The sequence below is a fragment of the Micromonospora sp. NPDC005710 genome (assembly GCF_040630995.1).
In the GTDB taxonomy this organism is placed as follows: domain Bacteria; phylum Actinomycetota; class Actinomycetes; order Mycobacteriales; family Micromonosporaceae; genus Micromonospora.
Genome location: NZ_JBEXYP010000015.1, coordinates 109,518 through 123,482, shown reverse-complemented (window position 1 = coordinate 123,482; position 13,965 = coordinate 109,518). Strand labels below are relative to the sequence as shown.

At 72.8% G+C, this 13,965-nt stretch carries 13 protein-coding genes; 6 read left to right on the top strand and 7 right to left on the bottom strand.

Features of this window, described 5'->3' with window-relative positions; translation table 11 throughout:
* Nucleotides 1-150: 150 nt before the first annotated feature.
* Complete coding sequence (locus ABZ406_RS21100; protein ID WP_357764086.1) at nt 151-855, top strand: helix-turn-helix transcriptional regulator; 705 nt, start codon at nt 151-153, stop codon at nt 853-855.
* A gap of 38 nt (nt 856-893) precedes the next feature.
* Here ABZ406_RS21100 and ung read toward each other — a convergent pair whose 3' ends face one another.
* From ung to ABZ406_RS21075, 5 genes are all read right to left on the bottom strand, one after another.
* Nucleotides 894-1,595, bottom strand: a complete 702-nt coding sequence (gene ung / locus ABZ406_RS21095; protein ID WP_357764083.1) for a uracil-DNA glycosylase — start codon at nt 1,593-1,595, stop codon at nt 894-896.
* A gap of 65 nt (nt 1,596-1,660) precedes the next feature.
* Entirely contained in the window at nt 1,661-2,143 is a 483-nt protein-coding gene (gene tsaE, locus ABZ406_RS21090) for a tRNA (adenosine(37)-N6)-threonylcarbamoyltransferase complex ATPase subunit type 1 TsaE (RefSeq protein ID WP_357764080.1), read from the bottom strand.
* A complete protein-coding gene (locus ABZ406_RS21085; protein WP_357764079.1) occupies nt 2,140-3,243 on the bottom strand; it encodes an alpha/beta hydrolase in 1,104 nt (367 codons plus the stop codon). The genes tsaE and ABZ406_RS21085 overlap by 4 nt, the downstream gene beginning before the upstream one ends.
* A gap of 55 nt (nt 3,244-3,298) precedes the next feature.
* Nucleotides 3,299-4,420, bottom strand: a complete 1,122-nt coding sequence (gene alr, locus ABZ406_RS21080; protein WP_357764075.1) for an alanine racemase — start codon at nt 4,418-4,420, stop codon at nt 3,299-3,301.
* A gap of 90 nt (nt 4,421-4,510) precedes the next feature.
* Nucleotides 4,511-5,980 (bottom strand): NAD(P)H-hydrate dehydratase, encoded by a 1,470-nt coding sequence (locus ABZ406_RS21075; RefSeq protein ID WP_357764072.1) that lies wholly within the window; start codon nt 5,978-5,980, stop codon nt 4,511-4,513.
* A 185-nt stretch (nt 5,981-6,165) separates the two neighbouring features.
* On the opposite strand from ABZ406_RS21075, the gene ABZ406_RS21070 reads away from it, so the two are divergent.
* Both ABZ406_RS21070 and ABZ406_RS21065 read left to right on the top strand, forming a co-directional pair.
* The gene (locus ABZ406_RS21070) at nt 6,166-6,462 is read left to right on the top strand and encodes a hypothetical protein (protein ID WP_357764069.1); all 297 of its coding nucleotides are present in this window, start codon (nt 6,166-6,168) and stop codon (nt 6,460-6,462) included.
* Nucleotides 6,459-8,072: an alpha/beta hydrolase gene (locus tag ABZ406_RS21065; protein ID WP_357764068.1), complete on the top strand. Its 1,614-nt coding sequence runs from the start codon at nt 6,459-6,461 to the stop codon at nt 8,070-8,072. The genes ABZ406_RS21070 and ABZ406_RS21065 overlap by 4 nt, the downstream gene beginning before the upstream one ends.
* Before the next feature lie 57 nt (nt 8,073-8,129).
* Here ABZ406_RS21065 and glmS read toward each other — a convergent pair whose 3' ends face one another.
* Nucleotides 8,130-10,043, bottom strand: coding sequence for a glutamine--fructose-6-phosphate transaminase (isomerizing) (gene glmS, locus ABZ406_RS21060; RefSeq protein ID WP_357764065.1), 1,914 nt, complete (start codon nt 10,041-10,043; stop codon nt 8,130-8,132).
* 372 nt (nt 10,044-10,415) lie between these two features.
* Here glmS and ABZ406_RS21055 point away from each other — a divergent pair, with 372 nt between their 5' ends.
* From ABZ406_RS21055 to ABZ406_RS21045, 3 genes are read left to right on the top strand one after another with little or no spacing between them, the layout of a single operon-like run.
* Nucleotides 10,416-10,658, top strand: a complete 243-nt coding sequence (locus tag ABZ406_RS21055; protein WP_357764062.1) for a hypothetical protein — start codon at nt 10,416-10,418, stop codon at nt 10,656-10,658.
* A 25-nt stretch (nt 10,659-10,683) separates the two neighbouring features.
* Nucleotides 10,684-11,208, top strand: coding sequence for an MmpS family transport accessory protein (locus tag ABZ406_RS21050; RefSeq protein ID WP_357764059.1), 525 nt, complete (start codon nt 10,684-10,686; stop codon nt 11,206-11,208).
* Between the two features lie 40 nt (nt 11,209-11,248).
* Nucleotides 11,249-12,445, top strand: a complete 1,197-nt coding sequence (locus tag ABZ406_RS21045) for a pyridoxal phosphate-dependent aminotransferase (RefSeq protein ID WP_357764056.1) — start codon at nt 11,249-11,251, stop codon at nt 12,443-12,445.
* A gap of 56 nt (nt 12,446-12,501) precedes the next feature.
* Here the strand turns inward: ABZ406_RS21045 and glmM are convergent, their stop codons facing one another.
* Nucleotides 12,502-13,857, bottom strand: a complete 1,356-nt coding sequence (gene glmM, locus ABZ406_RS21040; RefSeq protein ID WP_357764053.1) for a phosphoglucosamine mutase — start codon at nt 13,855-13,857, stop codon at nt 12,502-12,504.
* Nucleotides 13,858-13,965 lie beyond the last annotated feature (108 nt).

The window sequence follows — 13,965 nt, the reverse complement described above, 5'->3', positions numbered from 1 at the left end:
ATCGTGATGACTCACAGACATCACGCTCATTGGAGCGAGGCCCGCCAGGTCATGCGCTCGGAGCATGCTGGGGCGCGCGGATCGCGCCGCAAGTCGCCGACCTGCCGCAGCGGGATCGCGGGCATTCCGCCCGTGATCCACCATGCCGGGATGACATCGAATCGCCTTGTCGCCCTGCTCGGTGCTGCCGCGCGGCACCAACGACATCTGCGCGACCTGAGCCAGCGTGAGCTGGCCGCGTTGGCAGAAATCAACCAGGCCGCAGTGGCCCGGTTCGAACGTGGTGAGCGCTCGCCGACCATCCCGGTGCTGGAACGGCTGTTCGCCGCGATGGACGTGCAGTTGGTCGTCGGAGTCGAGCCGTTGGACGCGCACCTCGACGCCCAGATCGACGGCTTGGCCGCCCGGCCGCTCGCCGAACGGATCGACGGGTTGGGGTTGGATCGGCTGCTGGACCGGCTCACCGACTTCCCACAGGTGATCACCGGTTGCACCGCGGCGTTGCTCCAGGGCGCGCCGGTGCCGGTCGACTCGTTGGAGATCGCCCTGCGTTGGCAGGACTCCAAACCGTTCACCCGCTGGCTGGAGACGAACTACGGGCAGCGGTGGAACGCCCGCTGGGGTGAGTTCGGCGGGGTGTGGTTGGAGCCCGAGGAGCCGGGCGATCACCGGTGGTCGACCCGGTACGGGGAGATCAGGGCCGCGATGTGCGACGAGCTGCCCGAGACGATCGAGGTGCGCCACGGCGAAAGGACCTACCAGGTGGTGCCGCTCGTCGAGCTGGAGATCAGCGAGCCGCGCGCCGCCGGACTGTTACGCCGCTACCGCAACCGGCAGTTGGCCAGCGAGAGCTGAGTCAACTGCCGGCTCGGCGGTGGGCGTCGACGAGCGGCTCAGCCGGCGGTGCGCTCCCAGTCGATGGTGGGTAGGCCGGCGTCGGCGAGTGCCTTGTTGGCGGCGCTGAACGGGCGGCTGCCGAGGAAGCCGCGCGGGTTCATCGGGCTGGGGTGACCCGCCTCCAGCACCACGTGCTGCGGACTGGTGACGAGCGCGGCCTTCTTTCGGGCGTAGCCACCCCAGAGCAGGAAGACCACCCGGCCCGGTGAAGCGTCGAGTGCCCGGATCGTCGCGTCGGTGAACTCTTCCCAACCGGCGTTGGCGTGCGAGCCCGGAGTGGCCTGACGGACGGTCAGGACCGCGTTGAGCAGCAGCACACCCTGGGCGGCCCAACCGTCGAGGTTGCCGCTGCGCGGCTTGGTAACGCCCACGTCCTCGCCCAGCTCCTTGAAGACGTTGCGCAACGACGGGGGCACCGTCACACCGTCGCGGACGCTGAAGCTCAGGCCGTGCGCCTGCCCGGCCCGGTGGTAGGGGTCCTGCCCGAGGATGAGCACACGGGTGCCCTGAGGCGGGCAGAGCCGGTATGCCGAGAACAGGTCCTCCAGCGGCGGGAAGACGGTCTGCGTCGCGTACTCCCGGGCGACGAACTCGCCCAGAGCGGCGGTGCGTGCCGGGTCGAGGTGCGGGGTGAGCACGGCACGCCACTGCTCGGGCAGGAGGGCCAGCAGGTCCAGGGCGGGGGCGTCGTCGGGCATCAGGAACCTCTCACAGTGCGGGTCGGTCCCCCGGACTCTAGGCACCGAGTACGACAGCAGCCGACCTAGCCCAGGTCGCCGAGCCGCCGGGCCCAGTCGCCGCCGACCGGGTCCAGCTCGACGATGCGGGTGTCGTCGTCGCGGCGGTCGATGCGCACGCGCAGGTGCGCGTCCACCAACTGTTCCACCAGGCCCTCGCCCCACTCCACCACTGTCACCGAGTCGTCGACCGACGCGTCGAGGTCCAGGTCGTCGATCTCGGCGCGCGGGTCGGTGGCGTCACCCAACCGGTACGCGTCGGCGTGCACCAGTGCCACCCGACCGCCGCGGGCGGGGTCGGGGCGGTGCACCCGGGCGATCACGAAGGTCGGCGAGGTGATGTCCCCGAGGACACCGAGGCCGGCGCCGACGCCCTGGGTGAGCGCGGTCTTGCCGGCACCCAACGGGCCGGTCAACAGCACCAGGTCACCGGCGCGCAGCAGCCCGGCCAGCCGCCGCCCGAAGTCCCGAGTGTCCTCGACGGTTGGCAGCTTGACGACATGACTCACCGTTCCTCCACGTTCTGCAATGACTCCAGGAACCGCGCCAGCGCGGCGTTCACCTCGTCCGCGTGCTCCAACATCACCACGTGGCCGCTGTCCTTGATCTTCACAAACTCGGCGTGCGGCAACCGGCGGACGATCTCCTCGGAGTGGGTCACCGGAGTGATCATGTCCTTGTCGCCGACCACTACCAGCACCGGAGCCGCCGCCAGCGTCGCCAGCGCCGGGAACCGCGAGTGGGTGGCCAGGGTCCGCAGGTAGCGGGTCACCGTGTCGGCCGACGTCCGGGAGTTCATCGTCTCCACGTAGGACACCAGCGAAGGGCTGGGCTTGCGGGTGCCGAAGCCGTACTTGCGGGTCAACAGCCAGGCCACGTTCGACGTGGACTTGCGGGCCTTGTCGATCACCGGCCCGCCGTAGCGGGTGGCGTTGCTGACCATGTACAGCATCGGGCCACCGACCCGGCCGAGCAGCGCGGGCGCGACGAGCTTGGTCTCCGCGATGAGCCCGCCCGACGTGGCCATCAACACGGTGCCCACCACCCGGTCGCCGAACAGTTCCGGGAACAGTTCGGCGAAGGCCATGATGGTCATGCCGCCCATCGAGTGGCCGACGAGCACCAGCGGCCCGTCCGGGGCGGTTCGGTCGATCACCTCGCGCAACGTCCGGCCGAGCACCGCGAGGTCGTACTCCCCGGTCTCCAGCCGGCCGGAGCGGCCGTGACCGGGCTGGTCGTACGCCACGATCCGGTAGTCGCCGCGGGCGGCGAGCATCTGGCGCTGGAAGTGGAACGTCCCCATGTCCAGGCAGAAGCCGTGCACCAGCACCACCGTCGGGTGCCCCGGCACCGGCCGGGTCGGCTCGACGACCTCGACGTGGATGTCAGTGCCGTCCGGCAACTCCAGGCGGAACGCTTCGTCGTACCGCTGGTTGTCGAACGTCTCGTGCGTGTAGCGGTCGGCCGGGTCGGCCTTCAGCCGGCGGACCAGGGTCCGTTCGGTGGCGACCCCGGCCGCCAGACCCGCCGCGGCCACCCCCACTGCCGCGCCGACGATCCCCGCGACCCGACCCGCTGCGCTCCGGGGGCGCGGGATGCGGTAGCTCACGGCGCCACCATGGTTCGCGACTGCGGGGCTCGCAACCCCGGCTCACTCCTCACGCTCACGGTTTCTCGCCGTCGTAGACCCGGGGCACCCGCGTGCTGCCGAACCGGGTGACGATCTCGTAGTTGATCGTGCCGACCGCCTCGGCCCAGTCGTCCGCTGTCGGTTCGCCGTCGGCACCGCTGCCGAAGAGCGTCGCCACGTCGCCGTCGGCCACCGGGTCGTCGCCGCAGTCGAGCACGAACTGGTCCATGCAGACCCGCCCCGAGATCGTCCGGCGTACGCCGCCGAGCTGCACCGGACCGGTGTTCGACGCGTGCCGGGGAACCCCGTCGGCGTACCCGAGCGGCACCACGGCAAGGTTCGCGTCGGTTTCGGTGGTGTAGGTGTGCCCGTAGGAGATCCCGGTGCCGGCAGGCACCCGTTTGGTGAGCATCACCCGGGCGCGGGCGGTCATCGCCGGCCGCAACCCGTACGTCTCGCCGGCCACCGGTGAGAGCCCGTAGATGGCCAGGCCGGGGCGGACCAGGTCGAAGTGCGTGTCCGGGCGGGTGAGAGTGGCGGCCGAGTTGGCGAGGTGCCGCCAGCGCGGTCGCAGCCCGGCCTGCTCGACCATGGCCAGCCCCTCGTGGAAGACGGCCAGTTGACGGTCGGTGGTGGGGTGGCCGGGCGAGTCCGCGTAGACGAAGTGGCTCCACACGCCGACCACCTCGATCAGACCGTCGGCCTGCGCCTTCGCGGCGGCGTCGAGCAACGCGGGCCAGTCGGCGACTGTCGCGCCGCCCCGGGACAGCCCTGTATCGATCTTGAGGTGCAGGCGGGCGGGGCGACCGGCGAGGCGACTCGCCTCGATCATCTCGTCGAGTTGCGCCAGGCTGGCGGTGCCCAGGTCCACCCCGGCGCTGACCCCCTCGTGCAACGGCAACCCGGGGGCGAGCAGCCAGGCCAGCACCGGCACTGTCACCCCGGCCGCCCGGCGCAGCGTGAGCGCCTCGTCGAGGGTGCAGACGCCGAGCCAGTCAGCCCCGGCGTCGAGCGCCGCGCGGGCGGCCGGGAGCATGCCGTGGCCGTACCCGTCGGCCTTTACCACCGCCATCAACTCGGCGGTGGTGCCGGAGCGGAGCCTGCTCACGTTCTCGCGGATGGCGTCAAGATCGACGCGTACCTCGGCCTGCCACATAGGCCCAGCCTACTTTCCGCCGTGATCACCGCGGGCGGCGACGCACGTCCCGGCGCGGCGATCCGGTCACCGCACCCCGAACAGGCCCGTTCAGCCCAGCCGGGCCAGCACCGGACGCAGGGCGGTCACCACGTCGGGCGCTGTCACCGGCCCACCCCGGGCCGCCTCCCGCCCGGCGAGCCCGTGCAGGTACGCGGCCGAGGCGGCAGCGCGTTCGGCGGGCACCCCGGCCGCCAGCAGCGAGCCGAGCAGCCCGGCCAGCACGTCGCCGGTGCCGCCGGTGGACAGCGCCGGAGAGCCGGTCGGGTTGACGTACGCCTGACCGGCCGGCGTGCCGATCACCGTGCGGTCCCCCTTGAGCAGCACCACGGCGTTCATCCAGGCGGCCAGCCGCAGCGCGGCGCCGACCCGGTCGGCCCCCGGCTCCTCTCCGCAGAGGCGGGTGAACTCCCGGTCGTGCGGGGTGATCACGATCGGGGCGTCCCGACCTCGCAGCCGGTCGGCGAGCGAGCCGTCCACCAACAGGGTCAGGGCGTCGGCGTCGAGCACCACCGGCACCGGGGCGGCCAGTACGGCACGCAGCTCGGCTGCCGCCTCCGGGCCGGTGCCCAGCCCGGAGCCGCAAACCCAGGCCTGCACCCGGCCCGCGTCGGCGACCCGCCCACTGGCGATCACCGAGGGGTGCTGGTGCAGCACCTCGGCGCGGGCGCTGCCGGCGTAACGGACCAGGCCGGTCGGCCCGGCGAGCGCGCCGCCCACGGAGAGCACCGCCGCACCGGGGTAGGTCGCCGACCCGGTGGCCACCCCCACCACACCCCGGGTGTACTTCTCCGATGCCGGGCCGAGCTGGGGCCACCAGTCGACCAGGTCGGACCACTCGGTGACCCGCAGCGCCGGGGTGCCGCGCAGCCACTGCCGCAGCCCGATGTCGACCAGCTCGACCTGCCCGGCCAGCGCGGCGGCCGGCCCGACCACCAGGGCGGGCTTCAGCGCACCGAAGGCCACTGTCACGTCGGCGCGGACCGCGTTGGGCCGGCCGGAGGCGGACAGCGGCACGTGGCCGGTGTCGACAGCGACCCCGCTGGGCACGTCGACCGCCAGCACCGTGGCCCGCTCCCCGTCGCGTCCGCGCAGGTCGCCGAGGCGCTGGACCACCTCGTCGGCGTTCGCCCGGAGCCCACCGGTGCCGCCGATGCCGACGATGCCGTCGAGGACCAGGTCGACCGGGCCGGCCGGAGCCGACACCAGCCGACCGCCGGCGGCTCGTAGCGCGGTCAGGCCAGCGGCGTGCGCCCGGCCGGGGGTGAGCAGCAGGGCGGACACCTGGACACCTCGGCGGGCCAGCCGTTCCCCCGCGTACAGCGCGTCGCCGCCGTTGTCACCGGAGCCGACGAGCAGCAGCACCCGACCGCCGTAGATCCCGCCCCGGTCGGCGAGCAGCAGCGCGGCGCGGCGGGCCAGGCCGGCGGCTGCCCGCTGCATCAGCGTCCCGTCCGGCAGCGTGCCCATCAGCCCCGCCTCGGCCGCCCGTACGTCGGCGACCCGCCACACCGCTCTCATGCCACGATCACCACCCCACCCTACCGGCGGTCGGGGCCGCAGATTAGCCGTCGGGCTCGCGCCGGGCAACGCCTGTGGACACCCCGGGTGTACGCCTCGACGCCGCTGTCCACAGGGCACCCCGCGACCCGCGGCGCGCGCCTAGCGTCAGCGCGTCGATGCCGATCGTCAACGGGGGTGTTTTCATGACCGATGAGCCGTTCGCCGTCCGGCCGGAGGAGTTGCGGGCGGTTTCCGTCCTGCTCGATGACGAGGCGCGTCGGTTGGCGTTGGGCCTCGCTGGGCTGCCCGGGCTGGTGCTGGTGGCGCCCGAGTGGCGGGCCGGCACGGCCCTGGCCGGGTTGGAGGCGGCCGGGCACTACTGGTTCTGCGGGCTTGGTGCCCAGGTCGCGGCGACCTCCGGTGGGGTCCGGGCAGCGGCCGAGGCGTACGAGACGGTGGATGACCGGGCCGCCGACCGGTTCGCCGCCCTGCCCCGGTGAGCGGCGTCGGCTACCGGCAGCTGTGGGCTGTCGATCCGGGCGGGTGGCGGGCCGCCGGGGCGGCGTGGGCCGGGTTGGTGGGGCCCGTCGATCGGCGCGTCGGTGGGCTGCGCGGGGCCGGCGGGCGGTTGCGGGGCGGCTGGTCCGGTGTGGCGGCGACGGCGGCGGACACTCGGCTCGCCGTCCTGCGGGACGACCTGGCCTCGATCGCACCCGCGCTGATCGAGGTCGACCAGGTGTTGGCCGAGTTGGCCGGGCGGCTGACAGTGGCGAAGGCCCGACTCGCCGAGTCGGTCGCCCAGGCCGGTGCGGCGGGCCTGCTGGTGGATCGCTCGGGCGGGGTACGGGTCGACCCCGCCGGGGTTCGGCCGACCGACCGGGCCGGGGCGGCAGCCGCAGGGATGGCGGCGGCGGGGGTGGCCACGGCTCTGCGGGCCGCGCTCGACCTGGCAGCCGTCGCGGATCGGGTGGCCGCCGACCGGTTGGATGAGTTGACGAGGGCCGCCGGCACCGGCTGGGCGTCCCCGCCGCCCCCGGGCCGACCGGCTCCCGGTGCCGCGCCCGCGCTTGTGGGGGCCTGGTGGTCAGGGTTGACCCCGGCGCAGCGACGGTGGCTGATCGGGCATGAGCCGGCCCTGGTCGGCCGGTTGGACGGGCTGCCGGTGGCCGCCCGGGACCAGGCCAACCGGTTACGGCTCGACGTGTGGCGGGCGGAGTTGCTGGCCGAGCGGCGACTGTTGCTGTCCCGGGTGCCGCCGGGTCCGCTGGCGTCGATCCGGTTACGGGGGCTGGTCAGGCGGCTGGCCGGCCTGGATGAGCTGGTCGGGCGGCTGACGGCCGGCGGGGCGCCTCGGGCGTACCTGCTCGGGTTGGATCCTGGCGGTGAGGGCCGGGTGGTGGTGGCGCTCGGCGACCCGGACCACGCCGACCGGGTGCTGACCTACGTGCCGGGGATGACCGCCGGCCTGGACGACGCCCCCGGCGAGTTGGGCAGGGCGGCCCGGGTGCTGGACCGGTGCACGGCGCTGGCTCCGGGTGAGCGCAGCGCGGCGGTGCTCTGGTTGGACTACGACGCGCCGGATTTCCTGACCGAGGCCGCGTCGGCGGGCCAGGCGCGGGACGCGGGCCCGGCGTTGCACAGTTTCCAGGAGGGGCTGCGGGTCAGCCACGACGGGGCGCCGGCCCGGCAGACAGTGCTCGGGCACAGCTACGGGTCGCTTGTGGTGGGGGTGGCCGCCCGGGAGCACGGGCTCGCCGCTGACGCGCTCGTGTTCGTCGGGTCGCCGGGTGTCGGGGCGTCGCACGCCGCCGAGTTGGGCGTGCCGCCCGGCGAGGTGTGGGCGAGCAGCGCACCCGACGACGTGATCCGGGTCGCTCGGCCTCCGGACGAGCTGGGTCGACGGGCGCTGCTCGGCGCGGCGCCACTCGCCGCGGTGCTGGGGTGGCCGGGCCGGACGGGGCACGAGCTGTGGTTCGGTCACGACCCGGCCGACCCCGGCTTCGGTGGGCGGGTGTTCCCGAGTGGTCGCGGCGGGCACACCGGTTACTGGGCACCGGGGAACCCGGCGCTGGACGGCATGGCACGTGTCGTGCTGGGCCGACCGCTGTGACGACGAAACCCCGGCCGCCGCAGGGTGCGGCGACCGGGGTTCGGGACGTGACGGTGGCTACTCGACGGTGACCGACTTGGCCAGGTTGCGGGGCTGGTCCACGTCGTGCCCCCGGGCGGCGGCGATCTCGGCGGCGAGCACCTGCAACGGCACTGTGGTGACGAGCGGTGCCAGCAGGGTGGGCGTACGCGGCACGTAGATCAGGTGGTCGGCGTACCGGACGACCGCCTGGTCGCCCTCTTCGGCGATGACGATGGTCCGCGCGCCCCGGGCCCGGACTTCCTGGATGTTGGAGACGACCTTGTCGTGCAGCATGCCCCTGCCGACCGGCGAGGGCACCACGCAGATCACCGGGGTGCCCTTGTCGATCAGGGCGATCGGGCCGTGCTTCAGCTCACCGGCGGCGAAGCCCTCGGCGTGCATGTACGCCAGCTCCTTGAGCTTGAGCGCGCCCTCCAGGGCCACCGGGTAGCCGACGTGCCGGCCGATGAAGAGCACTGTCGGTTCCGACTTCAGCTCCCGGGCCAGCTCGCGGACGGGCTCGATCCGGTCGAGCAGTTCCCGCAGCTTGCCGGGAATCTCCTGCAACTGGGCGACCACGGCGCCCACCTCGTCGGCGAACTTGATCCCGCGCACCTGGGCCAGGTGCAGGCCGATCAGGTAGCAGGCGACGACCTGGGTGAGGAACGCCTTGGTGGAGGCGACGGCGATCTCCGGCCCACCGTGGGTGGAGAGCACGGCGTCCGACTCGCGGGGAATGGTCGAGCCGTTGGTGTTGCAGATTGCCAGCACCCGGGCCTTCTGCTCCTTGGCATGGCGCAGCGCCATCAGCGTGTCCATCGTCTCGCCGGACTGCGAGATGACCACGATCAGCGTGGACCGGTCGAGCACCGGGTCGCGGTAGCGGAACTCGCTGGCCAGCTCCACCTCACACGGGATCCGGGTCCAGTGCTCGATGGCGTACTTGGCGACCATGCCGGCGTGGTACGCAGTGCCGCAGGCCACGATGAAGATCTTGTCGACGTCGCGCAGGTCCTGGTCGCTGAGGCGGACCTCGTCGAGGGCGATCTCGCCGCTCTCGGTGAGCCGGCCGAGCAGCGTGTCGGCGATGGCCTGCGGCTGCTCCTCGATCTCCTTGAGCATGAACCAGTCGTAGCCACCCTTTTCGGCGGCGGAGGAGTCCCAGTCGATGTGGAAGTCCTTGCCGGAGGCGGGCTGGCCCTCGAAGTCGGTGATCTCGATGCTGTCGGAGGTGATCAGCACGATCTGGTCCTGGCCCAGCTCGACCGCTTCCCGGGTGTGCTCGATGAACGCGGCAACGTCGCTGGCCAGGTAGTTCTCCCCATCGCCGCGGCCGACAACCAGCGGCGAGTTGCGCCGGGCGCCGACGACCGCACCGGGCACCGAGGCGTCCACCGCGAGCAGGGTGAACGCGCCTTCCAGTCGTTGGCAGACGACGCGCATGCCGGCGGTGAGCAGTTGCGGGCCGTCCGGTTGGCCGGCGGCGCGCAGGTCGGCGAGCGCGGCGGCGAGCAGGTGCGCGGCGCATTCGGTGTCGGTGTCGCTGGTGAACTGGACGCCGTCGGCCTCCAGCTCGGCACGGAGCTTGGCGAAGTTCTCGATGATGCCGTTGTGGATCACCGCGACCCGCCCGTCGGGGGCGACGTGTGGGTGGGCGTTGCGGTCGGTCGGGCCGCCGTGGGTGGCCCACCGGGTGTGCCCGATGCCTGTGGTGCCGTCACCGATGCCGATCGGGCTGGCCGCACAGGAGGTGGGGTCGTCGGCGGCCCGCTCGGACAGCACCTTCTCCAGGTTGGCCAGCTTGCCGGCCTTCTTCTCGGTCAGCAGCTGGTTGTCGCAGACGATCGCGACGCCTGCCGAGTCGTAGCCGCGGTATTCCAGCCGCCGCAGCCCGTCGAGGACGATGCCGAGTGCGGGGCGCGCGCCCGCGTATCCCACGATTCCACACATGGCCCGCAGCCTAACCCAGTTTCACTCACGATGGGTGCTCGAAAGTCGGGTTATCAATCACGCGATCTGAGCGATCGGTGGTGGGAAGGCCGCAACCGGGACGAGCTTCGCGACCCACCTACCCGTGTTCGGGGACGACGGGGTTGCGGCGCGCCCTCGGTTACGACAGTCTCTCGGCGGGTTCGGCGCGGCCGTCCTCGGCCCGTTCGTCCCATACCCACTTCCGCCCGGAGCAGCCATGTCCGACGCGCCCCCGCCCGATCCGTCGCCCTCCTCCGCACCGGACCCGGCCTCCTCCGCACCCCCGCCGGATCCGACGGCACCGCCCTCGGCCGGGTTCCCGGCCCCCGACCCGCTGGCACCGGGTCAACCGTGGGCACCGCAGGCACCGTGGACCCCGCCGCCGCCGGCCGCGCCCTGGTCACCACCGCCGCCGGCGACCCAGTGGACGCCCCAGTGGCCGGCGACACCGTCGACGCCGGGCCCACCGACAGCCCCGTGGTCCCCACCCGACGCCTCCGGCTCGACGCCCGCCGGCCCGCCATCGCCAGGCTGGCCCACGCCCGGCTATCCGCAGCCGTACTCGTACCCCGGCTACCCGCAGCCCGGGGGTAACCCGGCCTCGCACACCGGTCGGACCGTGGGGATCGTCGTCGCGGTCGTGGTGGCGCTCGTGCTGACCGTCTGCGGCTGCCTCTGCGTGGCCGGCCTGGTCCTCGACAGCAACGACAGCGACCCGTTCGCCGAGCAACCCTTCGGCAGCGACGACGACGGCTGGACGGAGCCCACCGCCGGGCCGATCATCCCCGAGCGGCCCACCGCACCGCCGCCGCCCGCCGCGTCTCCCACCCCCACCAAGGAGCCGATCACTCGACCCACGTCGGGGCCGGCACCAGTGACAGTGGTCTACGAGGTCACCGGCTCTGGTACGGCAGACATCGCGTTCTACGACGCTGAGAGCGACCTCATTCACGTCGACGGCCAGAGGTTGCCGTGGCGCACCACGATCCGCACCAACGGCAAGGGCCGGGTCATGGTGGAGGCCAGTTGGGCCGACGACGAGGGTCAGCGACCACTCGACTGCACCGTCACGGTCACCGGTGCCGGCAAGCCGGTCGTCGACAAGACCCGGGGCTATTGGTCGACCAGGTGCACGCACGAGTGAGGGTGGGGTTCGGGCGGCGGGTGGCCGTAGGCTGGCGCCTGTGACGACGAGCACCGATGTCGACCCGCTGGTGGCCCGGATGCGGCCGTTCGGCACGACGATCTTCGCCGAGATGTCCGCCCTCGCCGTGCGCACCGGCGCGGTCAACCTCGGCCAGGGCTTTCCCGACACCGACGGCCCGCCGGAGATGCTGGTCGCCGCCGCCGAGGCGCTGCGCGGCGGCCAGAACCAGTACCCGCCCGGTCCGGGAATCCCCGCCCTGCGCGCGGCGGTAGCGGCCCATCAGCTGCGGTTCCACGATCTGGCGTACGACCCGGACGGCGAGATCGTCATCACGGCGGGCGCTACCGAGGCGGTGGCGGCGAGCATCCTCGCTCTCTGCGAGCCGGGTGACGAGGTGGTGTGCTTCGAGCCGTACTACGACTCGTACGCCGCTTCGATTGCGCTTGCCGGCGCGGTCCGCCGGCCGGTCACGTTGCGTCCGGCGGCCGACGGCAGGTATGCGTTCGACCCGGCGGCCCTGCGCGCGGCGTTCGGCCCGCGCACCCGGCTGGTCCTGCTGAACTCGCCGCACAATCCGACCGGAAAGGTCTTCACACCGGCCGAGTTGTCGCTGGTCGCCGAGTTGTGCCAGGAGTTCGACACGTACGCGGTGACCGACGAGGTGTACGAGCACCTGGTCTTCACCGACGCGTCGAGTCCGCACGTGCCGTTGGCCAGCCTGCCGGGGATGCGGGAGCGGACGCTGCGCATCTCGTCGGCCGGCAAGACGTTCTCCTGCACGGGGTGGAAGGTCGGGTGGGCGAGCGGTCCGGCGGCGCTGGTCTCGGCGCTGCTCCGGGTGAAGCAGTTCCTCACCTACGTCAACGCCGCGCCGCTGCAACCGGCGGTGGCGGTGGCGCTGTCCCTGCCGGACGACTACTACACCGGTTTCCGGGACGGTCTCCAGCAGCGGCGTGACCAGCTCGTCGGTGGTCTGACCGGCGCCGGGTTCGAGGTGCTCGACTCGGAGGGGACGTATTTCGTCACCGCCGACATCACCGCCCTCGGCGGCCGGGACGGGGTGGAGTTCTGCCGCTCGCTGCCGGAGCGCTGCGGTGTGGTGGCGGTGCCCACCCAGGTCTTCTACGACGACGTCGAGGCGGGCCGGCGGCTGGTCCGGTTCGCCTTCTGCAAGCGCCCCGAGGTGCTGACCGAGGCGGTCAGCCGGCTGCACGCTCTGGGCGCGAGCCGCTGACGTCGAGCTGTGGAGCTGATGCCGTGAACGGTTCAGCTCCACAGCGTCCAGTCGTCTTATGCGACAGGGCTCGCGGTGCGGACCAGCTCGGCGATGCGTTCGGCGACCTCACGGGCGGTTTCCTCGGTGGCCGCCTCGACCATCACCCGGACCAGCAGCTCGGTGCCCGACGGGCGCAGCAACACCCGGCCGGTCTCGCCCAGTTCCGCCTCGGCCCGCTCGACCTCGGCGCGCACGGCGGGTGCGGCGGCGCCGACGGTCCGGTCGCCGACCGGCACGTTGATCAGCACCTGCGGCAGCTTGGTGATCACCGAGGCCAGCTCGGCGAGGGTCTTGCCGGTGGCTGCCATCCGGGCCATCAGGTGCAGGCCGGTGAGCACCCCGTCGCCGGTGGTGGCGTGCGCGGGCATCACGATGTGGCCGCTCTGCTCGCCGCCGAGCGCCAGCCCGGAGGCGCGCAGCTCCTCCAGCACGTACCGGTCGCCGACCTTGGTTTCGATCAGGCGGATGCCCTGCGCGGACATCGCGAGTCGCAGCCCGAGGTTGCTCATCACGGTGGCGACCAGAGTGTCCTGGGTGAGGGTCCCGGCGTCCCGCATGGCCAGCGCGAGGATCGCCATGATCTGGTCGCCGTCGACCTCGTCGCCGTCGGCGCTGACCGCCACGATGCGGTCGGCGTCGCCGTCGTGGGCGATGCCCAGGTGGGCGCCGTGCTCGACAACCGCCTCGCGTAGGGCGTCGATGTGGTTGGAGCCACAGTCGTCGTTGATGTTCAGGCCGTTCGGTTCGGCGTGGATCGCGATGACCTCGGCGCCGGCCTCCCGGTAGGCGACCGGGGCGACCTCGCTGGCCGCGCCGTTGGCGCAGTCCACCACGACCTTGATCCCTTCCAGCCGGTGCGGCACAGCGCCGACCAGGTGCTGGACGTAGTGGTCCGCGCCGTCGAGCAGGTCGTGCACGCGGCCGACGCCAGCGCCGATCGGCCGGTCCCAGGCGGTGGTGGCGTTCGTCTCGACGGCCGCCTCGATCTGCATCTCGATCTCGTCGGGCAACTTGTGCCCGCCGGCGGCGAAGAGCTTGATGCCGTTGTCGGGCATCGGGTTGTGCGACGCGGAGAGCACCACACCCAGGTCGGCCTTGGCCTCGGCGGTGAGGAACGCCACCGCGGGGGTGGGCAGCACGCCGACCCGCACCACGTTGGCGCCGGCGCTGGTCAACCCGGCGACCACGGCGGCCTCCAGCATCTCGCCGCTGGCGCGGGTGTCCCGGCCGACGACGGCGAGCGGCGGATGGCTGCGGTCCGTCTCGGCGAGGGTGTGCGCGGCGGCCACCGCGAGCGCCAGCGCCAACTCCGGGGTGAGATCCGCGTTCGCCCGCCCGCGTACGCCGTCCGTGCCGAACAACCGACCCATACCCGCCAACCTCCGAAAGAGCACTGCCAGTGAGGAGAAAGCGAAACGGCCGACCCACCTCCCCCCGACGAGGGGGAGGCGGACCGGCCGTCCGTCAGAAGTACAACG